This window comes from Phytohabitans houttuyneae (assembly GCF_011764425.1).
Lineage (GTDB): Bacteria > Actinomycetota > Actinomycetes > Mycobacteriales > Micromonosporaceae > Phytohabitans > Phytohabitans houttuyneae.
On the sequence record NZ_BLPF01000002.1, the window covers coordinates 1,740,048 to 1,762,274 of the forward strand.

Annotated in this window: 16 protein-coding genes and 2 pseudogenes; 7 read left to right on the plus strand and 11 right to left on the minus strand. The window is 73.0% G+C overall.

All coding sequences use genetic code 11. From position 1 onward, the window contains the following. The 3 genes from meaB to Phou_RS31050 are packed head-to-tail and all read right to left on the minus strand — an operon-like array spanning window position 1 to window position 5,077. Window positions 1-1,038, minus strand: a complete 1,038-nt coding sequence (gene meaB / locus Phou_RS31040) for a methylmalonyl Co-A mutase-associated GTPase MeaB (RefSeq protein WP_173062513.1) — start codon at window positions 1,036-1,038, stop codon at window positions 1-3. Beyond that, window positions 1,035-3,248: a methylmalonyl-CoA mutase gene (scpA, locus tag Phou_RS31045; RefSeq protein ID WP_173062516.1), complete on the minus strand. Its 2,214-nt coding sequence runs from the start codon at window positions 3,246-3,248 to the stop codon at window positions 1,035-1,037. Before scpA ends, meaB begins: the two co-directional genes overlap by 4 nt. Beyond that, entirely contained in the window at window positions 3,245-5,077 is a 1,833-nt protein-coding gene (locus tag Phou_RS31050; RefSeq protein ID WP_173062519.1) for a methylmalonyl-CoA mutase subunit beta, read from the minus strand. The genes scpA and Phou_RS31050 overlap by 4 nt, the downstream gene beginning before the upstream one ends. A 94-nt stretch (window positions 5,078-5,171) precedes the next feature. On the opposite strand from Phou_RS31050, the gene Phou_RS31055 reads away from it, so the two are divergent. Then, window positions 5,172-6,605, plus strand: a complete 1,434-nt coding sequence (locus Phou_RS31055) for a pentapeptide repeat-containing protein (protein WP_173062522.1) — start codon at window positions 5,172-5,174, stop codon at window positions 6,603-6,605. Here the strand turns inward: Phou_RS31055 and Phou_RS31060 are convergent. Beyond that, window positions 6,595-7,119, minus strand: a pseudogene (locus Phou_RS31060) (carbohydrate ABC transporter permease); the annotation flags it as partial. The gene Phou_RS31055 and the pseudogene Phou_RS31060 sit on opposite strands and share 11 nt — an antisense overlap. Before the next feature lie 53 nt (window positions 7,120-7,172). On the opposite strand from Phou_RS31060, the gene Phou_RS31065 reads away from it, so the two are divergent. Then, window positions 7,173-7,823 carry a hypothetical protein gene (locus tag Phou_RS31065; RefSeq protein ID WP_173062525.1) on the plus strand — a complete coding sequence of 217 codons (651 nt, stop codon included), beginning with the start codon at window positions 7,173-7,175 and terminating at the stop codon, window positions 7,821-7,823. Here Phou_RS31065 and Phou_RS31070 read toward each other — a convergent pair. Further along, window positions 7,811-9,211: a lipase family alpha/beta hydrolase gene (locus Phou_RS31070; protein ID WP_173062528.1), complete on the minus strand. Its 1,401-nt coding sequence runs from the start codon at window positions 9,209-9,211 to the stop codon at window positions 7,811-7,813. The genes Phou_RS31065 and Phou_RS31070 overlap by 13 nt on opposite strands. After that, a complete protein-coding gene (locus Phou_RS31075; RefSeq protein ID WP_173062531.1) occupies window positions 9,208-12,990 on the minus strand; it encodes a tetratricopeptide repeat protein in 3,783 nt (1,260 codons plus the stop codon). The genes Phou_RS31070 and Phou_RS31075 overlap by 4 nt, the downstream gene beginning before the upstream one ends. Before the next feature lie 129 nt (window positions 12,991-13,119). Here Phou_RS31075 and Phou_RS31080 point away from each other — a divergent pair, with 129 nt between their 5' ends. Together Phou_RS31080 and Phou_RS31085 are read left to right on the plus strand one after the other, a co-directional pair. After that, complete coding sequence (locus tag Phou_RS31080; RefSeq protein ID WP_173062534.1) at window positions 13,120-13,668, plus strand: alpha/beta fold hydrolase; 549 nt, start codon at window positions 13,120-13,122, stop codon at window positions 13,666-13,668. Window positions 13,669-13,742: 74 nt separating this feature from the next. After that, window positions 13,743-14,012 (plus strand): DUF1905 domain-containing protein, encoded by a 270-nt coding sequence (locus Phou_RS31085; RefSeq protein WP_173062538.1) that lies wholly within the window; start codon window positions 13,743-13,745, stop codon window positions 14,010-14,012. Here the strand turns inward: Phou_RS31085 and Phou_RS31090 are convergent. The 5 genes and pseudogenes from Phou_RS31090 to Phou_RS31105 all read right to left on the minus strand — a co-directional run bounded on the left by Phou_RS31090 (window position 13,981) and on the right by Phou_RS31105 (window position 20,137). After that, window positions 13,981-14,214 carry a hotdog family protein gene (locus Phou_RS31090; RefSeq protein ID WP_173062541.1) on the minus strand — a complete coding sequence of 78 codons (234 nt, stop codon included), beginning with the start codon at window positions 14,212-14,214 and terminating at the stop codon, window positions 13,981-13,983. The genes Phou_RS31085 and Phou_RS31090 overlap by 32 nt on opposite strands. 444 nt (window positions 14,215-14,658) lie before the next feature. After that, the gene (locus Phou_RS51415; protein WP_218579281.1) at window positions 14,659-14,979 is read right to left on the minus strand and encodes a dienelactone hydrolase family protein; all 321 of its coding nucleotides are present in this window, start codon (window positions 14,977-14,979) and stop codon (window positions 14,659-14,661) included. Then, window positions 14,970-15,557, minus strand: a pseudogene (locus Phou_RS55790) (dienelactone hydrolase family protein); the annotation flags it as partial. The gene Phou_RS51415 and the pseudogene Phou_RS55790, both read right to left, overlap by 10 nt. 83 nt (window positions 15,558-15,640) lie before the next feature. Further along, complete coding sequence (locus Phou_RS31100) at window positions 15,641-19,084, minus strand: ThuA domain-containing protein (RefSeq protein WP_173062544.1); 3,444 nt, start codon at window positions 19,082-19,084, stop codon at window positions 15,641-15,643. Between the two features lie 603 nt (window positions 19,085-19,687). Further along, a complete protein-coding gene (locus Phou_RS31105; protein WP_173062547.1) occupies window positions 19,688-20,137 on the minus strand; it encodes an Rv0361 family membrane protein in 450 nt (149 codons plus the stop codon). A 115-nt stretch (window positions 20,138-20,252) separates the two neighbouring features. Here Phou_RS31105 and Phou_RS53270 point away from each other — a divergent pair, with 115 nt between their 5' ends. The 3 genes from Phou_RS53270 (at window position 20,253) to Phou_RS31120 (ending at window position 22,156) form a co-directional block, all read left to right on the plus strand. Next, the gene (locus Phou_RS53270) at window positions 20,253-20,831 is read left to right on the plus strand and encodes an HpcH/HpaI aldolase family protein (protein ID WP_173062550.1); all 579 of its coding nucleotides are present in this window, start codon (window positions 20,253-20,255) and stop codon (window positions 20,829-20,831) included. After that, entirely contained in the window at window positions 20,828-21,019 is a 192-nt protein-coding gene (locus tag Phou_RS55085) for a hypothetical protein (protein ID WP_308784632.1), read from the plus strand. The genes Phou_RS53270 and Phou_RS55085 overlap by 4 nt, the downstream gene beginning before the upstream one ends. A 183-nt stretch (window positions 21,020-21,202) precedes the next feature. After that, window positions 21,203-22,156, plus strand: a complete 954-nt coding sequence (locus Phou_RS31120; protein ID WP_218579282.1) for a TAXI family TRAP transporter solute-binding subunit — start codon at window positions 21,203-21,205, stop codon at window positions 22,154-22,156. Window positions 22,157-22,227 lie beyond the last annotated feature (71 nt).

Below are 22,227 nucleotides of genomic sequence, written 5' to 3' on the forward strand. Positions count from 1 at the left end.
TCAGCTCCGGCCGCTGTCCCGGGCGACGCCCTCGCCCGGGACGGCGGTGACGCCGGTGAAGGCGGCGAGGATGCGATCCGCGGCCTGCGCGGGCGTGAGGCTGCCGTCCAGTACCTGGCGCTCGGCCTGCGGGGCGACCGCGGTGACCGCCGGATCGGACCGCAGCCGGTCCACGAGGTTGCGGCGCACGGTGGCCCACACCCAGCCGATCTGCTGGCGGCTGCGGCGCTGCTCCAGCTCGCCCGAGGCGGCCAGCGTGTCGTGGTGCCGCAGCAGGTGCCGCCACACGTCGTCAAGGCCGGTGCCCTCGATCGCGCTGCAGGTGACGACCGGCGGCTGCCACGAGCCGTCGGGTCCGCGCAGCAGCCGTAGGGCGCCGGCCAGCTCCCGGGCGGCGCGGCGGGCGTCGGCGGCGTGCGGGCCGTCGGCCTTGTTCACCGCGATCACGTCGGCGATCTCCAGCACGCCCTTCTTGATGCCCTGCAGCTGGTCGCCGGTCCGGGCCAGGGCGAGCAGCAGGAACGTGTCGACCATCTCGGCGACCGTGATCTCCGACTGGCCGACACCGACGGTCTCCACGATCACGACGTCGTAGCCGGCCGCTTCGACGACCGCGATGGCCTCGCGGGTGGCGTTGGCGACGCCGCCGAGGGTGCCGGCGGTCGGCGACGGGCGGACGAACGCGTGCGGGTCGGTGGCCAGGCGGGACATCCGGGTCTTGTCGCCCAGGATGCTGCCGCCGGTACGGGTGGAGGACGGGTCGACCGCGAGGACGGCGACCCGGTGCCCGGCGGCCGTGAGCATGCTGCCGAGCGCGTCGATGAAGGTCGACTTGCCCACGCCCGGTACCCCGGTGACGCCGACGCGCCGGGTGCCGGCCGGCGCCGGGCCGAGCGCGACGAGCAGCCGCTGGGCCAGCGCGCGATGGTCCGGCCGGGTCGACTCGACAAGCGTTATCGCGCGACCGAGGAAGGCCCGCGAGCCCGACCGCACCCCGGCCGCGTACTCCTCGACATCGACAGCCCGTCCCGGGCTCATGGAGCCGGGTGGCCGAGGCGCGTGGAGAGCTGGGCGAGCAGGTCGAGGGCCGCGTCGGCGATCACGGTGCCGGGCGGGAAGATGGCGGCCGCGCCGGCGGCGCGCAGGGTCTCGTGGTCCTGCGGCGGGATGACCCCGCCGACGATCACCATGATGTCGTCGCGGCCCAGAGCGGCCAGCTCGTCGCGCAGCGCCGGCACGAGGGTCAGGTGCCCCGCCGCGAGGCTGGAGACGCCGACGATGTGCACGTCGGCCTCGACCGCCTGCCGCGCCACCTCGCCGGGTGTCTGAAACAGCGGACCCACGTCGACGTCGAAGCCGAGGTCGGCGAAGGCGGTCGCGATCACCTTCTGGCCGCGGTCGTGCCCGTCCTGCCCCATCTTCGCGACCAGGATCCGCGGCTGCCGCCCCTCGGCCTCGGCGAACGCGGCGGCCGCCGCGCGCACCTTGTCGATGTTGGCGCCCGGCCCGGCCTCGTCGCGGTACACGCCGGTGATCGTACGGATCCTCGCCGCGTGCCGCCCGTACACCCGCTCCAGCGCGCCGGAGATCTCCCCGACGGTCGCCTTCGCCCGCGCGGCCTCGATCGCGACCGCGAGCAGGTTCTGCTCCAGGCCGGGCCCGCGCGAGCCGTCCTGCGCGGCGCCGGCGGCGCGGGTGAGCGCGTCAAGCGCGGCCGCGCACGCCGCCTCGTCGCGGTCGGCGCGCAGTCGCCGCAGCTTCTCCAGCTGCTGCGCCCGTACCGCGCCGTTGTCAACCTTGAGCACGTCGATCGGCTGGTCCGCGTCGGGCCGGTACTTGTTGACGCCGATCACCGGCTGCCGGCCCGAGTCGATCCGCGCCTGCGTGCGGGCGGCGGCCTCCTCCACCCGCAGCTTCGGGATGCCCTCGTCGATCGCGCGGGCCATCCCGCCGGCGGCCTCCACCTCGCTGATGTGCTCCCACGCCCGCGCCGCGAGGTCGTGGGTGAGCTTCTCGACGTACGCGCTGCCGCCCCACGGGTCGATCACCCGCGTGGTACCGGACTCCTGCTGGAGCACCAGCTGCGTGTTGCGGGCGATCCGCGCGGAGAAGTCGGTGGGCAGCGCGAGCGCCTCGTCCAGCGCGTTGGTGTGCAGCGACTGCGTGTGCCCCTGCGTGGCGGCCATCGCCTCGACGCACGTGCGCACCACGTTGTTGAACACGTCCTGCGCGGTCAGCGACCACCCGGAGGTCTGGCAGTGCGCGCGCAGGCTCAGCGACTTGGGGTCCGTCGCGCCGAAGTCGCGGACCAGCCGGGCCCACAGCAGCCGGGCCGCGCGCAGCTTGGCGACCTCCATGAAGAAGTTCATGCCGATGGCCCAGAAGAACGAGAGCCGCGGCGCGAACGCGTCGATGGAAAGCCCCGCGTCCCGGCCGGCGCGCAGGTACTCGACGCCGTCCGCGAGCGTGTACGCCAGCTCCAGGTCGGCGGTCGCCCCGGCCTCCTGGATGTGGTAGCCGGAGATCGAGATCGAGTTGAAGCGCGGCATCTTCTGCGAGGTGTACGCGAAGATGTCGGAGATGATCCGCATCGACGGCTGCGGCGGGTAGATGTACGTGTTGCGGACCATGAACTCTTTGAGGATGTCGTTCTGGATGGTCCCGGACAGCTGCTCCGGCGCGACACCCTGCTCCTGCGCGGCGACGATGTAGAGCGCCAGCACCGGCAGCACGGCGCCGTTCATCGTCATCGACACGCTCATCCGGTCCAGCGGGATGCCGTCGAAGAGCTGCCGCATGTCGTAGATGGAGTCGATGGCCACGCCCGCCATGCCCACGTCGCCGGCCACGCGCGGGTGGTCGGAGTCGTACCCGCGGTGCGTGGGCAGGTCGAACGCGATCGACAGCCCTTTCTGGCCGGCGGCGAGGTTGCGCCGGTAGAACGCGTTCGACTCCTCGGCCGTGGAGAAGCCGGCGTACTGGCGGATCGTCCACGGCTGGGTCGTATACATCGTCGGGTACGGCCCGCGCAGGTAGGGCGCGATCCCGGGGTAGGTGTCGAGGAAGTCGACGCCGTCCAGGTCGGCGGCGGTGTAGAGGGCGGGTACCGCGATCCCCTCCGGCGTCTGCCAGGCGAACGCCTCGGGGTCCTTGCCGGTCTCCGCCCGTACCGCGGCCTCCCAGCGGGACACGTCGCCGTCCGCGGCGGCCTCGCCGAGCACCGCCGAGGAAAAGTCCGGGATCGTCACGGCACCCCCAGCTCGCGCAGCGTGGTCTCCAGCACGTCGACGGCGTCGCAACCGCTGTACAGGTAGCCGTCCACCGCCTCGTACCCGCCGGGCTTGCCGGCCAGCCAGATCCGGCGGGCACCGGCGGCGGCCAGCGCCCTCGCGGCCGGTGTGGCGGCGTCCGTGTAGGTCCGGTCGGACGAGCAGAGGCAGGCGACCGGCGCGCCGCTGGCGGCGAACTCCTCGACGGCGCCGGTCACGGCGGCGATGCCGCCGGCGGCGAAGAGGTTTGCGGCGAACGTGGCCCGCGCGGTGTGCGCCGGCGGCGGCCCGAGCGTCGCCAGGAACACCACCGGCCGGCTGCCGGTCGCCGCCGCGTGCGCGTCGCCGCGGTCGCGCAGCCGCTCGAACGCCTCCGCGTAGTGGTGCCGCGGCAGCCCACCCGCCGGCGGGGTGGCCACCTCGGCCGGCTGCCGGGGCAGGCGCTCGTCCACCTGGGGAAACTCGCTGACGCCGGTGATCGGGTCGCGGCGGTGCGCGATGCTCGCGGCGCGCCGCTGCCAGGTCTCGGCGAGCCGGTCGGCGACAAGGCCGCTGCCGAGCGCCGCGGCCATCCCGCCGGCCCGCTCGATCTCGGTGAACCAGTCCCACGCCGCCCGCGCGGTCTCCTCGGTCAGCCGCTCCACGTACCAGGAGCCGCCGGCCGGGTCGACGACCCGCCCGGCGTGCGCCTCGTCCAGCAGCAGCGCCTGGGTGTTGCGGGCGATCCGGCGGGAGAACCCGTCCGGCCCGCCCAGCCGCTCGTCGAACGGGCGCACCGTCACCGCGTCCGCGCCGCCGACCCCCGCCGCGAAGCAGGCGAGGGTGGTGCGCAGCATGTTCACCCACGGGTCGCGGGCGGTCATCATCGCCGCCGAGGTGACCGCGTGCTGCCGCTGTGCGCCCGCGTCCGGGACACCGCAGAGCTCGGCGACCCGGGACCAGATCCGGCGGGCGGCGCGCAGCTTCGCGATCGTGGCGAACTGGTCGGCCGTCGCCGCGTACCGGAACTCCAGCTGGCCGAACGCGGCCGCGGCGTCGAGGCCCGCGCCGGTCAGCGCCCGCAGGTACGCCACACCGGCCGCCGCCGCGCAGCCCAGCTCCTGCGCGTCGCCGGCGCCCGCGTCGTGGTAGACGGTCGCGTCCACAGTGACCGCCCGCAGCCCCGGGTACCCCGTCGTCAGCCGGCCAGCCAGCGCGGCGACCGCGGGCAGCGGCGGCCCCTCCAGGCCGGTGCGCGCCCGCCAGCCCAGCGGGTCCAGGCCCAGGCCGCCGCTCAGGTCCGCGGCGGCGACGCCGGTCGAGGCGGCGAATCCGAGCCAGGCCTCCGCGGCCTCCAGCGCCGCGCCGCCAGCGTCCAGCACGACGCCGGCAAGATCCAGATAAACGCCATCGAGTACGTCCGGCAGCGCGCCGGCGGCGAGCCCGTCCTCGCCGAGCGCCAGCCACAGCGAGGTGGCGCCGTTTTCAAGGTCGGCGTGGATGGCCTCGTTCGCCAGCTTGGGGTCGGCCTCGTCGTGCCGCTGCCGCACGTCCCAGCCGCTCACGACCGCACCGGCGGCGCGCCCGCCCCGCGTGAACGGGAACAAACCGGGCAGACCGGCGGCGGGTGCGGTGTCGGCACGGGTGTAGAGCGGCGCGGAGCGCACCCCGTCGTGGCTGCTCGTCGCGAGCAGCGCGTCGACCGCCTCCAGCCCGGCGTCCTCGCCCGCGGCTCCGGTCTTGCGCAGCACCCCCAGCGCCGCCCGCTGCCACTGCTCGGCGGTGGCCGCCGGAAAGTCCGCGGCGAGCGGGAACCCGGTGGACGACATGAACGGATACTAAGCAGACAACTCTGAACTCCCGCTTAATTGTGACCACATCCACGGACCGGCGCGGTGGACCGACTTTTCTAGGCTGCGCGGCGTGGATGAGACGTTGACGGCGTACCAGGCGGCGGCCGACCGCCTCGCGGACGCCGCACCGGGAGCGCGGCAGGCGGCGGTTGACGACCTTGTCGCGCTGGGCGAGGCCGACCCCGAGCTGCGGCAGCCGGTCACGGACACGATCTGCGCGTGGCTGTGCACGGACGCGGCGGAAGACGCCGAGCGCCGCGCGGCCCTGCGGTCGCTCGCCGACCGGCTGCGCCCCGGCGACACGCCCGCGTGGGACGGCATCGGCGTCGACCTGTCCGGGGCGAGGCTCGTCGACGCCGACTTCAGCGGCTGCCGGCTCGACGGCGCCGCCTTCGCCGACACGCGCTTCCACGGCGCGACGGCCTTCGACGGCGCCACGTTCGACGGCGACGCCGCGTTCCAGCGGGCGGTCTTCGACGGTGACGCCGGCTTCACGGGCGCGCGGTTCGAGGGCGACGCCGAGCTGGGCCGGACCCGGTTTCGCGGGCGGGCGGACTTCACCGGCGTGGTCTTCGCCGGCATGGCCTGGTTCGGCCGGGGCACCGACACGTGGTGGGAGGACGACGAGGCGTGGGAGACGGTCGAGGACATCGACCCGGCGCCGTGGGACGAGCTGAACGAGGACGACCCGGACTGGCCCGTCGCGGTGCTCATCGAGGACTACCAGGACTGGGAGGAGGGCGGCGACGGTGCGCGCTTCGCCGGCGACGCCTCCTTCCGCGATGCGCGCTTCGACGGCCCGGCCTGGTTCTACAACGCCCGGTTCGGGGCGCGCGCCACGTTCGCGGGAGCGCGGTTCGCCGGTCGGGTAAACCTCGAACAGCCCGCGGTCGACCTCACCGGCGCGCACTGGATCGGCGACACCGAGGACGGCGAGTCGGTGTGGCCGCTGGGCTGGACCGTGCGACCGGCCGCCGGCGGCGACGTGGTGCCGGACGAGTCGGTGGCGCCGTACACCCGGCAGCTGGCAAGCACCGACCCGGCCGTCCGCGCCGAGGGCCTGCAAGCCCTGGCCAGGCTCGGCGACGACCGGCCCGAGCTGCGGCAGCGGGTGGTCGACACGCTCTGCGCGTTCCTGCGGATCCCGGTCCCGTTCGACCTGCGCGCGCCGGGCCGCACCGCCGAGCAGTCCGCCCTGCTGCGGCTGCGGGACGAGGCGCAGCGGCTGCTCGCGTCGCGGCTGCGCCCGGGCCAGTGGCCGGACATGGACCTCTTCCTCTGCGGCGCCACCCTCGTCGATTTCGACCTGCGCGGCTGCGCCGCCGGCTACGCCGACTTCACCGGCGCCCAGTTTCACGGCACGACCCGCCTCGACGGCAGCCGCTTCGACCGCGCGGTGTTCACATTGGACGGTCCGGGCGGCCACGCCACCTTCCACGGCGACGTCACGTTCGACGCCGAGCCACCCGACCACGTCGTCCTGCACGGGGTGCCTAGCCCTTGACGGCGCCCTGGGTGAAGCCGGCGATGAAGCGGTCCAGGAAGAGGTTGAAGACCAGGGCGATCGGCACGGCGACCAGCACCGTCGCGGCCTGCAGCGACTGCCAGAAGAAGACGTCGCCGCGGATCAGCTCGGTGGGGACGCCGGTGGAGATGACCTTCTGGTCGGTGGGGGAGACGAACGACAGCGCGTAGATGAACTCGCTCGCGGTCAGGGTGAACGCGAAGACCACGACCGCCACGATGCCGGGGAAGGTCAGCGGCACCACCGCGCGCCAGAAGGCGCCCAGCCGGCTGTAACCGTCGACCATCGCCTGCTCCTCGATGTCCCGCGGCACCGACTTGAGAAAGCCGATCAGCAGCCACACCGACACCGGGACCGTGATGGTCGGGTAGATCAGCACCAGCGACCAGGTCGAGTCCTGCAGGCCGATCGCCACCACGAGCCGGGACAGGGACAGGAAGAGCAGGCTGGGCGGGACGAGGTACACCAGGAAGATGGCCACGCCGAACCAGCCCGCCCACGGCCGGCCCCAGCCGCGCCCCTGTGGCGGTGGTCGGCGAACGGCAGGTGGCTCGCGATCGGCCCGGGCTGGCCGACGCCGCCGAAGCGACCGGCGACCACTCGCTCAACCTGGTCGACCTGACCACCGGACGGTCCACGTTGGAGCGTGACTTGGCGCCGTACACATTGGTGCGGGCCGTCCTCGACTCCGGGGAGATCCTGACCGTCGACCTCGGCGCGGACGCCGGCGCTTCGCTCGACGGCGACGAGCCGCTGGGTGTGCCCGACCCGTCCAGCGCCGAACGGTCGCTCCCGCTCGCGGTCCGCGGTGCGCTCAGGCCCGGCGAGCGGCTCGACATGCTGCCCAACCAGGTGCTGGCGGACGGCTCCAGCGTGCTGGTGCGGACGTGGCTCCGAAAGACCGTGGACGACGTCGTCCACGAGGAGCCCGACGACATCCTGGGGCTGGACGGCGCGGCGGGTACGGTGTCGCGCCGGCTCGCGCTGCCCGACCCGGTCTTCGAGGTGGGAGGCGGCCCGTTCGACACCTGCGAGGTGGTCGCGAGCGCGCCGGAGGGCATCCTGGTGTGGCACCGGGGACTCGCCGGATCCGTCGAGCTGGAGCTGCTGGACCGGGAGACCGGGCGGCTGGCGGTGGTCACCCGACCCGCGGACGACCGCATCGATGACCTGCGCCCGCGCGGCTACGCCCCCTGAACAGCGCCGGACCCGCCCAGGGCGGACGGATCCACGACCACGGTGGGTGCGGTCACCGGGTCGAGGAGCGGGTCCGGGTGGCGCAGGGCGCCCACCCGTACGACGTACCCGCCGGATGGCAGGCCGACGAAGGTGGCCTCGTGCCGGCCCGCGCCGAGGTGGCGCATCACCTGGCGGGCCACGGGTGTGCCGGTGGCGGGCTCGATCAGCTGCGCGTCCATGAGGAGCGCCGGGTCGGTGGACTCCGCGCGGACCGTCAGCGGTTCGCCCGCGAGGACAAGCGGGTCGGCCTCGACGCCGATCGCGGTGCCGGACGCGCGGAACTCCACGCCGGTGCCGGTCAGGACGCCGTCGATCTGGTCGAGCACGCCCCGGTGTCCGGGAAGCCCACCATGCGTCTGGGCGGACCAGCTCAGCGCGGGGAAGCGGTCGCCGAAACCCTTGGGGTACGCGGCGAAGCGCGGGACCGTGCCGTCGCCGAGCCGGTCGACGGCGATGCCTTCGGCGGTGAGCATGGTGCGCTGGAGCACGGCGGTGCCGCGGGTGATGCGGGCGCTGGCGGCGGTCGGCTGGTTGATGCCGACGAGCGGGTGGAGGCGCGCGGTGTCCGGCGAGCCGTCGAGCTGGGCGTGGAAGCGGGCCGCGTCGTCGAGCGCCGCCGCGCTCACGCCGGGCAGGCCGCCGGCCTCCGCGATGGTGCGCAGCGCGCCGCCCTCTTCGATGCATGCGTAGCTGGGCAGGAGCTGGTGCAGCGCGGGCAGGCCGCGGGCCACCTCGGTCAGGTCGATGCCGAAGCGCCCCAGCTTCAGCCGTACCCCGTTGACGAGACGGTCGATCGCCTTGGCGGCGCCGCGGTGCGGGGTGCCGATGGTGAGGAGCGTGCGCGTGTGTGTGGCGCCGCCCTCCCGCTCGGTGTACCAGCGGGCGACGAGGCCGCCCATCGAGTGGCACAGGAACACGAGCTTGGCGTCCCGCCGGCCGGGCTGCTCGCGCCAGCGGGCCAGTACCGGCTCGACGACGCGCTTGAGGCGGCGGCCGTTGTAGCGGTTGGACAGTCGCCAGTCATAGGCGAACGCGACGAGGTTGTCCGGCGTGAGCGTGTACCGCCGGGTGAGGTGGTCGAGCAGCCGGCGGTACCCGAGCGACGTGGTCCACACGCCGACGGAGGCGTAGATCCCGGGCATGAGCACGCCCGGGGTGATCCCGTCTCCAGGGTGCTCGTCGCCGATGCCGGCGGGCAGGGCGAGCCGGCTCGTGCCGCCGCGCAGCAGCCCGTGCAGCGTCGCGGCGTCCTGGCCCCAGACCTCGCGTCCGTCGCGGTCGAGCAGCGTGCTGCCCATGATGCCGGGCAGCACCACGAGGACGTCGTCGAACGGGGCGCGGTTCATGCCTCTCGCCACCTGCCGCCGGGCTCCGCGACGGTGTCGCGAAGGGCGATCAGGGCCTCGGCGCGCTCCGGATGCGCACCGGCGAGCGTGGTGAGCCGGTCGACCCACGTCGCCGCATGCCCGTCGGTGACGGGCAAGGGCGCGGCGTCGGCGTCGTTCACCCTGTTGTGCGCGAGGGCCGCGACCGTCGCGACGTAGAGCGGCGCATCCTCCAACGGTCCGGCGGTGTCTTCCATGGCGATCAGCGGTGCGTACGCCTCCCGCACCGTGCAGCCGCATCGCGTGACGAGCCGCGCGGCGAGGCGCCTGGCCCAGATCCCCATGGCGTCCGGCTGGTCGAGCAGCAGGTCGGCCAGGAGCGCGTCGGCTTCGTCGGTGAGCAGTTCCGGATGCTGTGCGAGGTAGTCCCGGGAGGCGGTCCAGCCGGGGGCGGCGAACCATTCGCGCACCGCCGGCAGGAGGCCGTGCTCGTAGGTGAGCCACAAGGGCAGGTCGCCGAACCGCCGCCGCCAGCTGTCGTCGAAGGCGGCCTGGTCCTGCGCCCGCAGGTCGCGCATGGCCGCATGGACCTGTGCAACGCGGTCCGGGCGCGACATCGGACCGGGTGACAGCAGGTCGAGCGCCGTCGCTAAATCGTCGAAGCGGTCCGCGAGCGGCCGGTCGGAGAGCCCTCCGACGCAGTGCAGCAGCAGGTAGGCGCGATCGGCCGGAAGGAACGGCCCGTCCACCAGGTCCGCGCGAAGCGCGAGCAGCTCGTCGGTGCGGCCGAGCTCGCGCAGGCACTGCCCGAGCTGGTTCGCCATGAGGGCGAGTAAGAAGAGGTGGCTGTCCGGATCCGCCTCGGCGAACAGCCGGATGATCGCGACGGCCTCGCGGCTCGCCGCACAGGCGTCATGGTGGTCGCCGTCGAAGCTGAGGCGCACGCTGTGGCTGTGCAGCACCATCGCGAGGAAGCGGACGGTTTCCGGGTTGGCCGGATCGGCGAGCTGGCGCCGGATCGCCACGGCCTCCCTGCTCGCGGCGACGGCTTCGGTGCGGTGCGCGGGCCCGCCGAGTCGGCCGCTGAGATTGACAAGCGCGTTGGCGAGGCCGGTCAGGCGGCGGGGGTCGGCGGCGGCCAAGCCGCGGTGGATGGTGACGGCCTCCTGGAGGGCGGCGAGGGCGCCGTCGTCGTGGCCGCTCGCGGCCAGCTGGTTGCTGAGGTTGTCCAGGGCGCCGGCGAGCGGTTCCAGGCCGGTGCCGGGATCGCGGGCGCTGAGGTGGCGCAGCGTCGCGACGGCCTCCTGCGCGGACGCGAGCGCCTCGTCGTGGCGGCCGAGTGAGGCGTGACTCCGGCTGAGGTCGACAAGCACAAAGGCGAGGCTCGTCAGGTGTTCTCCCGGGTGTGCCGCGGCGAGGCCTCTGTTCACGGCGACGGCCTCCTGCAGCGCCACCTGTGCCTCCAGGGGCCGGCCGAGGGCGGTCAGGCAGTCGCCCAGCTGCCTCAAGGCCAGGGCCAGATTGGGCTCGTGGTCTACCGGACCGCGGTAGAGCTCGACCGCCTCCTCGACGAGGCCGATCGCCTCCTCGTGGCGGCCGGCTGTCCCGAGCAGGGTGCCGAGGCGGGTCACCTCCATCGCGAGGTCGGACAGGTCCGGGGCCTGACCGGTATTTGCGCGGTGGCGGGCGAGCGTGGTCGACTCCCAGGCGCCCGCGATGGCGTCTTCGAGGGCGGCGTGTGACTCGGCCATCTCGCTGCCGAGGCTGGCGAAGCGATAGGTCAATGCCGCGGTGAGCCCGGGCCGGTACGCGTCCGGGTTCGTCTCGGCCAGGCGGCGCAGCACGGCGATGCCGTCCGTTCCGGCGCGGGCGAGGTGGCTGGCCGCGTGGCGGCGGAGGTACGGCGCGACATCCGCGGGCCGGGTGCCGCCGGCGCTCTGCGCCACGAGCAGCGCACCGACGGCCAGGTCCACGCGGCGCCCTTCCTCGGGGTCACCGGCCAGGTGGTCCACCAGCTCCTGGTGGAACAGCCGGTACACCGCGTGGCCGTCCTCGCCGCTCTCGACCACGTACCGGCCGAACGCGTGCAGGGCATCCTCCACATCGGAGCCTCCAGCGCCCGGCCCGCCGGCGACGGCCGAGGCGAGTGCCGGCAGGACGTCACGGGCCGGCAGACCCTTCCCGTACGACCAGGCCAGAGCGGTCAGCAGGTGACGCGCGCCGGGCTGGCCGGACCTGTCCAGGTCGCCGGCGAACGCCGACGTCACGCTCGCCGCCAGCCGATGCTGCCAACCATCCACTGTGGCGTCGACCGGCTCCGCGGCGAGCTGGCTGGTGACCACGCGGGCGTACAGGAAGCCGCCGCCGTCCCGGACCGCGCGGCGGGTCACCTCGGCGGCGACCGCGCCGGCCTCGGGTACGTCGCCCAGCCGGCGGGACACGTACGACCTGATGTCCTCCTCCGTGGCCGGCTCGGCTGCCAGGTCGGCAACCGTACCCTGTGGACCGAGAAGGTCGACGAGCGTGGTCTGCCGGTCGAGGCGTCCGGGTCGGGTGCCGACGAGCACCTTAGCGCGGGTGCCGAGCGGCACGAGCAGGTCGGTGGCGATCCGGTGCAGGTCGGGGGCGTACGCCTCGTCCAGCGCGTCGAGCAGCACGGTCGGGTGGCCGCCGCGGCTTTCCAGGACCCGCAGCACATCGTCGATCGAGACGGGATCGGACCCGGCCGCGATGTCCAGCCCGCGGGCCAGCTCTCCGAGCAGCGCGGTGTACCGCTGTCCGCGGGCGTAGAGTGCGACGTCGACAGTACCCTGGCCGGGGTCCGGGTCGTGGGCGGCGAGTGCGCCGTGCGCGAGCATGTCCGCCCGCGTGCGCGGGTCGGAAAGGGCCGCGACGCGGCCGACCACCGCGGACTTTCCCGAGCCGGCGGGCCCGGTAACCACGAACATGCCGGGTCCGGGGCCGGCCAGCCAGGCGGTGATCGCGCCGAGCACCCGCAGCCGGCCGGTGAAGAACCAGCCCTCCTCGTCGGGGGCGGCGCCGCGCGCGGACAGCACGAGGTGCGCGACGAGGCGGTCGGGGGCGTGCGGGTCGTAGCGCGGGTTGGGGATCATCGGCAGCGACCGCACGTCGAGCGCGCTGCCCACCGGCTTCTGCCCGTCGTGCGGCCACTCGTCGACGAGCGCACGCATGATGTCGATGCCGCACACGCCCTCGTTGTGCGCGCTCCAGTGGATCTGGTACTCCCGGGAGGTCGGCCCGTAGCGCACGAGCCTGGCCAGCGTCTCGGCGAGCCGCCCGCCGACCGCCTCCTCGTAGCTGCGCGCCGAGGCCAGCACGCCGACCCACCGGTCCTCGCCCTCGGCCGCGACCTGGGTGTCCTCGAACCGCTTCGCGAGGCGCAGCGCGGTGAGGCTCGCGGTGCCGGCGTAACAGCAGTCGAGGATCAGCAGCACCTGCCGCGCCCCGGTCCTCAGCGCGCGGTCGACGAGCGTGGCGGGATCGTAGGTCTCGTCCCGGATGACCGGCTGGCCCGAGTCGCTCAGCAGGAGCGCGAGCTCGTCGGGACCGGCCGCGACGCCGTGCCCGGCCCAGTGCACGACCGCGACCGGCGGTATCCCCGCGAACGCGGTCCGCAGCCGCGGGACGAGGTCGGCGGACTCCGGGTCCGAGACGGTCGCGGTGGCGAAACCATGGCCGCCGAACGCGCCGGCCAGCGCCGCCACGTCAGCCGCCGCCCTCGGCAGCGGGGGATGGTGTTGGTACCGGGCGACGCCGATCCCGATGTAACGACCGTCCACATGCGCCTCCGCTCTCACCGACCATGAGCCAACCAGGTCACCACCGCCCGCGGGACGACCACCAATGGCAGATCTTGGACAGTGGTGATCCACCGCCTGAGCTGCGCACCTGGCGCGCATACTGGCCGAATGACACGGGGCATGGTGCTCATCCCAGGCGGGGGATCGGGCCCTCACCAGCCGTTGCTGCACTACTCCTGGCTCGCCGGCCGGGCCAGGGGCGCCGAAGCGCTGCACATCGAGTGGCCCGCCGACCGGCCGTCGTCGCGCGTGCCGGCGGATTCGGCGTCGTTTGTGGTGGAGCAGGTCGCGCGGGCGTTGGATTCGATTCCCGTCCAGCGGCCGGTGCTGGTCGGCAAGTCGCTGGCCACGTACGCGGCGGAGCTGGCGGCCGACCGGGCGCTGCCGGCCGTCTGGCACACGCCGCTGCTGACCGACGCGCGGTGCGTCGCCGCCCTGCGCCGCGCCACCGCACCCTGCCTGCTCGTCGGCGGTACGGCCGACGGGTGGTGGGACGGTGCGCTGGCCCGCACCCTCACCCCGCACGTGCTGGAGGTGCCCGGCGCCGACCACGGCATGGTCCTGCCGGGCCTCCCGCTGGCCCGTTCCGCCGCGGTCCTCGGCGAGGTCGCGTCCGCGGTCGAGGAGTTTCTCGACCGGCAGGCGTGGCCGGCCTGACGCGATGTCGAAAACGGCGACCCGGCTTCTACGTACCGTGTGAGAAGGGTCGCCACCGGAAAGGGTGAGTAGCGATGGACAAGGAATTCACCGCGACATTGCTGAAGAGCCCCGCCAAGGGCGGCTGGACGTACGTCGTCTGGCCGGAGTCCGCCGCGTACTTCGGCACCCGAGGGCTGGTCAAGATACGCGGCACGATCGACGGGCATCCGTTCCGCAGCTCCTTCATGGCGCTGGGAGACGGCACGCACAAGCTGCCCGTGAAGGCCGACGTGCGCAAGGCGATCGGCAAGGACGTGGGCGACACGGTCACTATCCGCCTTGAGGAGCGCCTCCAGGGGTGAGTGGGGCGCCCACGCCGAGCGCGCGCGTGCCCAGGCCGCTGACCTGGTAGACGCAGCGGCCGTTCACCCAGAGCCAGCCGTCCGCCGTGATACCGAGCCGCTCGCTGGCCGGCCGCAGCCGCCGCGCGATCTCCGCGGTGGGCAGCCGCACCGGCGCGTCGACGTGCACGACGCGGTCGATCGACACGTCCTGGAACAACATCTGCCCAGGCTACGAGCCGCCCGTCAGGCACGATCCGGTCGGTCTGCGGAGCTCAACCCCAAGGACCTGCTCCTAATCGGCAGTCACGGACCGCGGCGCCGAGTCCGCCCACGATGCGGCGCCGTCCTGGAGGGCTCTACTACCGTCAGCCACCACCCGTCGGACCCAACCGGCGCCGCAGTCGAGATCTTGGTGAGTTGGCGCGATATTTCGACGCCAACTTGCCAAGATCTGCCGGAGCGGGCTCCTGGGCTGAGCTGGCCGACCGCGGAGGGTGAGGCCGCGGGAACGCACCCCAAGAAAACGCTCCGCTGCGCTCCACGTTTCCCCGGGGGCCCCGCGCAACGGTCCGGACCACGGCGGACGTCGCGGTAGCCCGGATCTGTTTTGAATTGGACCTTCTGAAACGGCTGCCGCGATCGCGCCCACCCTGACGCCGGGTCTCTAGTGGCGGTGGCCGACGGCGTCGAACCAGTTGAGCGTGCGGCGCCAGGCCTCGGTCGCGGCGTGCGGGTTGAAGCGGGCGCCGGTGTCGTTGAAGAAGGCGTGGTCGGCCTCGGTGAAGGTGAGCAGCTCGTGCCGCAGCCTGGCGGCGTCGAGGGCGGCCTTGGCCGCCGGGCGGGTGGCGTTGACGCGGGCGTCGAGGCCGCCGAAGACGCCGAGCACCGCCGCGCGGGAGCCGGACAGGTCGCCGCCCTCGGGAAAGGGCCGTAGAAGGGTGCGGCCGCGGCGAGGCGCGGCTCGCTCGCGGCGAGCAGGCGCCACACCATCGCGCCGCCGAAGCAGAAGCCGATCGCGGCCAGCTTGCGGCCTCGCACCCGGCGTTGCAGCTCGGTCACGGCGGCCTTCATGTCGGCGACGAAGCGCTCCGGCGGGATCTGCGCCAGTGCGGCGGCCACCTCGGCCTCGCCCGGGAAGGCGCCGGTGCCGCCTTCCTCGGAGAGAAGGTCGAGGGCGAGCGCCGAGTACCCGCTGGCGGCGAGGCGGCCGGCGACCGTGCGGATGTGCTCGGTCAGGCCGCGGTTTTCGTGGATGACGAGCACGCCGCCGCGCGGCTTGACGGCGGGCGCCCACGCGGCCAGCAGCGGACCGCGGGGTCCGGCGAACGTGATCGACTCGCGGGGTACCGGTGCCCAGGAGGTCTCCTCGGGGCCGCGCCCGCCCTCGGTCTTGGGGTGGCCCTCGGCCGCCTCGCCGGTGGCCAGCGTGGCCAGCAGCCCGGTCGCGGCCGCGCCGGTCACGCCGAGCAGGCCGAGGCGGCGCATCGCCTCGCGGCGCGTGATGATGCCGTCGGCGAGGTCTTCCGCGACCTCCTCGGCGAGGTACCGCTGGATCTCCGTCATAACCCCTCCCGGCGACTCCCTGGCGGCATCCTCTGATCATATTGGCGATGATCGATGCCGCGGTCCTGCCGGAAGCATAGACCTCAGCTCACCGTCACGCTGACGCTGGCGGAAGTCGTCGCGCCGGTGTTGTCGGTGGTGGACAGCCAGGCGGTGTACGTGCCGCGCCGCGTGTAGGTGTGGCTCGTCGAAGCGGCGTGCACGACCGGGGAGTTGTCGCCGAAGTCCCACGCCTGGTCGGTGATGGTCCGGCCCGCCGGTGGCGTGATCGTGCTGATGAACGCCACCGCCAGCGGCGCGGTGCCGGTCGCCGGGGTGGCCCGGGCGGTCACGACGGCGCCGGTCTCCTGCTTCACGCCGGCGCCGTTGAAGCGCAGCCAGTCCAGCGACATCAGATCGGGGGTACCGCCGACCTGGGCGGGGTTGACGAAGACCGCGTACAGGGTGAACGTGCCCGCGGGCCTGGTCAGCGTCGCGGTGGGCGAGACAAGGCCGTCCCACCCGCCGGTGTTGGCGATCGTGGCGCGGCCGAGCAGCTGGCCGGTCGGCGAACCGGCGCGGAACTCGATGGCGCCGCCGGTGCTGCCCGAGGTGGCGCCGACCGTGACCGAGGCGATGCCGGCCAGGTTGACCGGGCCGAAGCTGATCCAGTCGCCGTGGTCGATGTCGCCGAGGCGCTTGCCGGCGCGGGCGGTGGTGCGGTCGAGGACCTGTACGCCGCCGGCGCCGTCGAAGTGCTCGGCCTCCTTGTTCTTGACCTGCAGCTCGCTGAGTGTCGAGCCGACCAGCGCCGGCACGCCGGCCGAGCCGCCGTCGGTGTACTGGGCGGTCAGCACCACGTAGAGGTTCTGCCCGGGGCCGTGCCCGTCGCCGGCGCTGGCGTCGGTGACCGCCACGCCGCCGCAGCCGGTGTAGTTGTCCAGCGGGTGGGTGTGGCTGTCGTGGCCGAGCTGGGTCTGCACGACGACGCGGGAGCAGTCGACGGTGCCGTCTTCGGGGTCGTTGACCGTCACCGTGTACGGGATGCGGTCGCCGAACTCGAAGAACCCGCCGCTGGGCACGCTCAGCGTGACCGTGGGCCGGGTGTTGCCGGCGGTGATCTGCTGCGTGGCCACCGCGGTCGTACCGCCGGTGCCGCGTACCGTCAGCCGCGCGGTGAACTGCCCGCGGGTGGTGTAGGTGTACGTGGGGTTGGCGGCGGTGGAGTCCGTGCTGCCGTTGCCGTCGAAGTCCCACGCGTAGGTGACCGGCGCGCCGTCACCCGAGCCCGAACCGGCGCTGGAGAAGGCCACGGTCAAGGGCGCCGGCCCGCTGTCGGTGCTGGCGGTCAGCTTCGCCACCGGCGGCCGTCCACTCGCGACATAGTCGATCCGGTAGATGCCGGCGCCCTCGTTGGTGCCGCCGCGGCCACTGCCGGTACCGGCGCCGAAGTCGATGACGTAGAGCGAGCCGTCCGGCCCGAACTCCGCCTCGAACGGCTGGATCCACGACATGCCACCGAGGATCGCGTTGATCGACTGGAGGTCGCCGACGCGGGTGGGCGCGAAGCGCGGGTCGGTGAAGGTCTGCGCCGTGCCGTGGGTCGAGAGCGTCTTGAACCACGTGCGGGTGAGCTCGTACACGATCCACTTGCCCTCGAAGTACTGCGGGAACTTCGTCTGACGCGGGTTGGCCGGGTCGTAGTCGTAGACCGGGCCGCTCATCGGGCCACCGCCGCCGGTGCCCAGCTCGGGAAACTGCGCCGAGGCCGAGTAGGCGTACCACACCAGCGGCGCCTTGGCGGCCGGCAGGGTGGTGAGGCCGGTGTTGTTCGGCGAGTTGTTGACCGGGGCCGCGCAGTTGAACTTCGGTCCGGACGTGTTCGTCGCGAAGTTGAAGTCGTTGAACGGGGTGTTGTTTCCGGAGCAGTACGGCCAGCCGTAGTTGCCGGCGCTCGTGATCCGGTTGAACTCCACAGTGCCTTCCGGTCCCCGGTTGGGATCGGCGGCGCGCGCGTCCGGGCCGTAGTCGGCGACCAGCAGGGCGTCGGTGAGCGGGTCGACAGTGATGCGGAACGGGTTGCGCATGCCCATCGCGTACACCTCGGGCCTGGTCTGCGCGGTGCCGGGCGCGAAGAGGTTGCCCGCCGGGATCGTGTACGTCCCGTCGCTCTGCGGCCTGATCCGCAGGATCTTGCCGCGCAGGTCGTTGGTGTTGGCCGAGGTGGCCTGCGCGTCCCAGGCACGGCGGCCCGCCCGCTCGTCGATCGGCGTGAACCCGCTGGAGTCGAACGGGTCGGTGTTGTCGCCGATGGCGGCGTAGAGGTTGCCCGACCGGTCGGTGGCCAGCGAGCCGCCCATGTGCGAGTTGGCCCGCCCCTCGCCGCGCCACGTCGGTATCGTCAGCAGCCGCCGCTCGCTGGACATGGCGATCGTGCTGCCGCTGACCGTGAAGCGGGACAGGTTGAGCTGCTTGGCCACCTTGTCCGACCACAGTAGATAGATCCAGTTGTTGGTCGCGAACTGGCGGTCCAGCGTCATGCCGAGCAGGCCGTCGGACTGGCTTGTCTGCTCCGGCGTGTACGCGAAGTCGACGAGCGTGGTGACCGCGAGCGTGTCCTGGTTGACGACCTTCACCGCACCGGTGCGCTGGATGTAGAACACCCGCCGGTCCGGCGCCACGGCAAGCTCGAAGGGGTCGGCGAGGTTGCTGGTGACCAGCGGTACCCGATGGAAGTTGGCCTCCTTGGTGGCCCCGCAGTCGCCGGGCACCGCGCCGGCCGCCCACTCGATCCCGCCGCGCAGGTGGGTGAGGAAGTGCGGCTCGCTGAACGAGGAGGGGGCGTGGCCGCCGGCAGTGTACCACGAGCGGCCGCCGTCGTAGTTCTGGCACCACGAGTACGCGTGGTCGTTGCCCTCGTCCAGGCCCGGGATGCCGTCACGCACCTTGATCTGGGCGAGCGTGTGCACCTTGCCGGTGGGGTTGGTGCGCCAGTTGTACCACTCCTCGCCGCGCTCCCACAGCTCCGGCAGCGCGGCGGTGGACGGGTGCGCCCTGTCGAGGACCTTGATCCGCCCGGGGTACGTGCCGCCGGTGGAGGAGAAGTCCGGGTGCTGGTCGAAGATCGTCCCGATCAGCCCCTCGTACCACGTCCAGTCCCGCTCGCTGGCGGTGGCGGCGTGCAGGCCGACCCAGCCGCCACCGGCCCGGATGAAGCGCTGGAAGGCCGCCCGCTGCGCCGCGTCCAGCAGGGGGCCCGACGTCGGCAGCGAGTTGGTGTTGTTGAACACCAGCACGTCGAAGCGGGCGAGGTTGGCGTCGGTGAACGCGGCCGCGTCGACGGTCGCCTCGACCTCGAAGTTGTTGGCCGCGCCGAGCTGCTCGATCGCCGCGATGCCCGCCGGAATCGAGTCGTGGTAGAAGTTTGTGACCTTCGAGAAGACGAGCACCCGGAAGCGCGGCGCCGCCTGTGCCGGTGCCGGCAGGGCGGCGAGCACGAGCAGGAGGACGGCGAACAGGGCGGCGGGGACGCTGGCGGCACGCTTCATTGATTCGCTCCGGTGGGGGTAGAACGGATCAAAGCATTTAGGATTCTTTCCAATGACGGACATCAAAGTCAATGACTTTGCGTCATAGCTTTCAGTCAATCTGACAAAAGCGGATCCTTGAATGCCATCGAGATCGACGTGCACGATCACCGTGGTCATCGTCGCTTCAGAACGTCGATCCTGGAGGCCATCGCCTCGTCAACTGCCCAGGCACCCTTTAAGCCGAACCCCTTGGGACAGACGCCCGCTGGCGTCAGCCCGGCCCGATGGCCGCCGCCGGTCGGGCCGGATCGCCGCAGGCGTTGCGCCTCGATCTGGTGCGTCGGGCTTCGGCGGTGTCACCGAGCCGGCTCGGAGTGCGGCGGGTGACAACAGCACGGCGGTGCAGCCCTGGTCGGCCGCGCGGCGGTTGACGTCCTCGGCCGCCTCCGGATGGCGTAGCCCGGTGCGGGAGCAGAACGCGGACGCGTCGCCGCGTTCGACGGCCTCCTGCTGTCGGGCCTCGGTGCCGGCCAGGACACCCGCGAGGTGCAACCCCCGGTCGTCGGCGCGGCGCGCGTCGTCAGGCGGCGCGTGCCGTCGGCCCGGGACCGGGGTCGGAGGCTACTGGCAGACGCGCCACTCACCGTCCTCTTTGACCAGAGGGAACACCTGGATGAGCGTCGCCCCGGAGTCTTGGGTCATCCGGGCGGTCACGGTGGCGGTGGAGCGGCCGTTGAAGTTGGAGACGTTGACGCCGTTGATCTCGTAGCTCTGGATCCGCGGGCCGGCGGACATGGCGCGGGTGAAGTCTTCCAGCGTGGTGGTGTCGCGGACCTCTTGGCACAGGCGGCCGTACGCGCTCGGGTAGTCGCCGGCCCGTACGTCGTCCACATAGGACGTCGCTGCGTCGCGGGCTGGCTCGATCGCGTTGCTGACGGAGCGGAAGAGCGCGAAGCCGCCGACCGCGCCGCCTACGCAGCAGACGGCGAGCACCGCGCCGACGACGATGAGGACGGTGCGGGCCGTTCGCCTCGGTTTGGGGGCGGGGGTGAAGATCGGCTCGTACGTCATGGCAATGATCGTAAGAGTGCCGCACAACGCCGTCGGGGTTCGTAAAATCGCAATGATTTGTATCGACTCCTCCGCCGGCGGGCCCGCCGGCGGAGCTTGTGAAGGAGTGAGCCGCTTGAGCACCAACCCGCTGATCTCGGCCTGGCGGGCCGGCCGCAAGACGTACGGCGTGTGGTGCACCATGCCCGGCTCGGTGCCGGCGGAGCTGATCGCGCGGCAGGGGGCCGACTACGTGTGCGTCGACTACCAGCACGGCCTCGTCGACCACAGCACCGCCATCCCGATGATGCAGGCGATCGACGCGGGCGGCTCGGTGCCGATCGCCCGGGTCAGCTGGAACGAGCCCGACCGCATCATGCGCGTCGCCGACGCCGGCGCGCGCGGCGTGGTCGTGCCGATGGTGAACACGGCGGCGGAGGCGCTGCGGGCCGCCCGCGCGCTGCGCTTTCCGCCGCACGGCGACCGCTCGTACGGGCCGGTCCGCGCCCGCGAGGTGCTCGGCACCGCCGACCTGGACATCCTGGCCGACCAGGCCTGCCTGATCATGATTGAGACCGCCGACGCCATCCGCAACGTCCGCGAGATCGCCGCCACCCCGGCGTGCACGGCCTCTACGTGGGGCCGAGCGACCTCGCGCTGTCGATGGGCCTGCTGCCCGGCCACGCGCCACCGGACCCCGAGTTCGTCCGCGTGATCGACGGCGTCCTGGCCGCCTGCAAGGACAGCGGCATCGCCGCCGGCATCCACTGTGCCAGCGGTGAGATCGCGGCGGTGTACGCGGAGCAGGGCTTCGACATGCTGACGGTCGCCTCGGACGGTTCGCTTCTCACGGCCGGGGTCCGCGCCAACCTGATGGCCGCCAAACACCGCGCCGGCACGTAGCGCCCGGCGACGGGGTCCTCGCCCGCGGACCGCGGGAGCGGCGGTTTGGGGTGAGGCCGGCCAGCCGCGGAGGGCGAGGCCGCGGGAGCGACGGTCCGGACCACGGCGGACGTCGCGGCAGCCCTCATCAGTCTTGGGGTTGATCTGGAGACCGAGATCAATCGACGTACGTATCATCGCGGGATGTCGTACCCGATGCGGGTGAGCCGGCGGGCGGTGCTCCTGGCAGCCGGCGGCCTGGTCGTGGGGTGTTCGAGCGAGCCCGAGGTCGGCGACGTGCGGCTGCGGCTGGCGACCGGGCCGGCGGGTGCGGTGTACCGGCGGATCGGCGGCGCGCTGGCCGAGCACATCAGCCAGCAGGTGCCCGGCGCGACCGTGACCACCGTGCCGAGTGGGGCGTCCACCGACAACATCCGGATGCTGCGCGCGGGCGAGGTTCAGCTGGGACTGTCCAGCCTGGACGCCATGATCATGACTGACGGCAGCGTGCCGGACGGGATCTCGGCGATCTGCCGCCTCTACGACAGCCACCTGCACCTCGTCGTCATGGCGGGCTCGCCGATCGAGGAGTTCCGCGACCTCGCGGGCAAGCGCGTCTCTCTCGGCGCGCGCGACTCGGGCACGGAGTTCACGTCGGTGCGGGTGCTGGGGCTTCGCCCGGTGAGCGTCGACGGCCGGTACCTGAGCCAGGCCGAGTCGGCGGAGGCGCTGCGCGACGGCGAGATCGACGCGATGTTCTCCCTGACCGGCGTGCCGACGCCGGCCATCACGGAGCTGGCGCAGCGCCACGCGATCCGGCTCGTGCCGCTGGACGAGCAGGCGGACGCGCTCGTCACCGCCTACCCCGACCCCTACGCGCCGGCGACGATCCCGGTGACCGCATACGCCGGCATCACCGCGACCCGCACCGTCGCCGTGCCGAATGTGCTCCTCGTGCGCAACGACCTGCCCGACGACCTGGTCTACGCGATCACCGACACGATCTTCACCTACACCGGCACGATCGCCTCGGCCAGCCGCGAGGACGCCGAGGACCTGCCGGAGGCCTGGCGGATCAACGTGCGCACCGGCATCGCGACGTCGTCGATACCGCTGCATCCCGGCGCGGCGGCGTGGTTCCGCGACCGCAAGCGTTAGGCCGGCGGGTCTGGGTTTCGCGGGCCGCAAGCATAGGGATCACGCCGGGCCGACAACCGCGGCGGGGCTGG

Coding starts and splice junctions, on each gene's coding strand:
- Phou_RS31120 (WP_218579282.1), top strand. CDS start 21,203: ATGTCGTACCCGATGCGGGTGAGCCGGCGGGCGGTGCTCCTGGCAGCC.
- meaB (WP_173062513.1), bottom strand. CDS start 1,038: ATGAGCCCGGGACGGGCTGTCGATGTCGAGGAGTACGCGGCCGGGGTG.
- Phou_RS31090 (WP_173062541.1), bottom strand. CDS start 14,214: ATGTTGTTCCAGGACGTGTCGATCGACCGCGTCGTGCACGTCGACGCG.
- Phou_RS31100 (WP_173062544.1), bottom strand. CDS start 19,084: ATGAAGCGTGCCGCCAGCGTCCCCGCCGCCCTGTTCGCCGTCCTCCTG.
- Phou_RS31080 (WP_173062534.1), top strand. CDS start 13,120: ATGACACGGGGCATGGTGCTCATCCCAGGCGGGGGATCGGGCCCTCAC.
- Phou_RS31085 (WP_173062538.1), top strand. CDS start 13,743: ATGGACAAGGAATTCACCGCGACATTGCTGAAGAGCCCCGCCAAGGGC.
- Phou_RS31105 (WP_173062547.1), bottom strand. CDS start 20,137: ATGACGTACGAGCCGATCTTCACCCCCGCCCCCAAACCGAGGCGAACG.
- Phou_RS31070 (WP_173062528.1), bottom strand. CDS start 9,211: ATGAACCGCGCCCCGTTCGACGACGTCCTCGTGGTGCTGCCCGGCATC.
- Phou_RS31050 (WP_173062519.1), bottom strand. CDS start 5,077: ATGTCGTCCACCGGGTTCCCGCTCGCCGCGGACTTTCCGGCGGCCACC.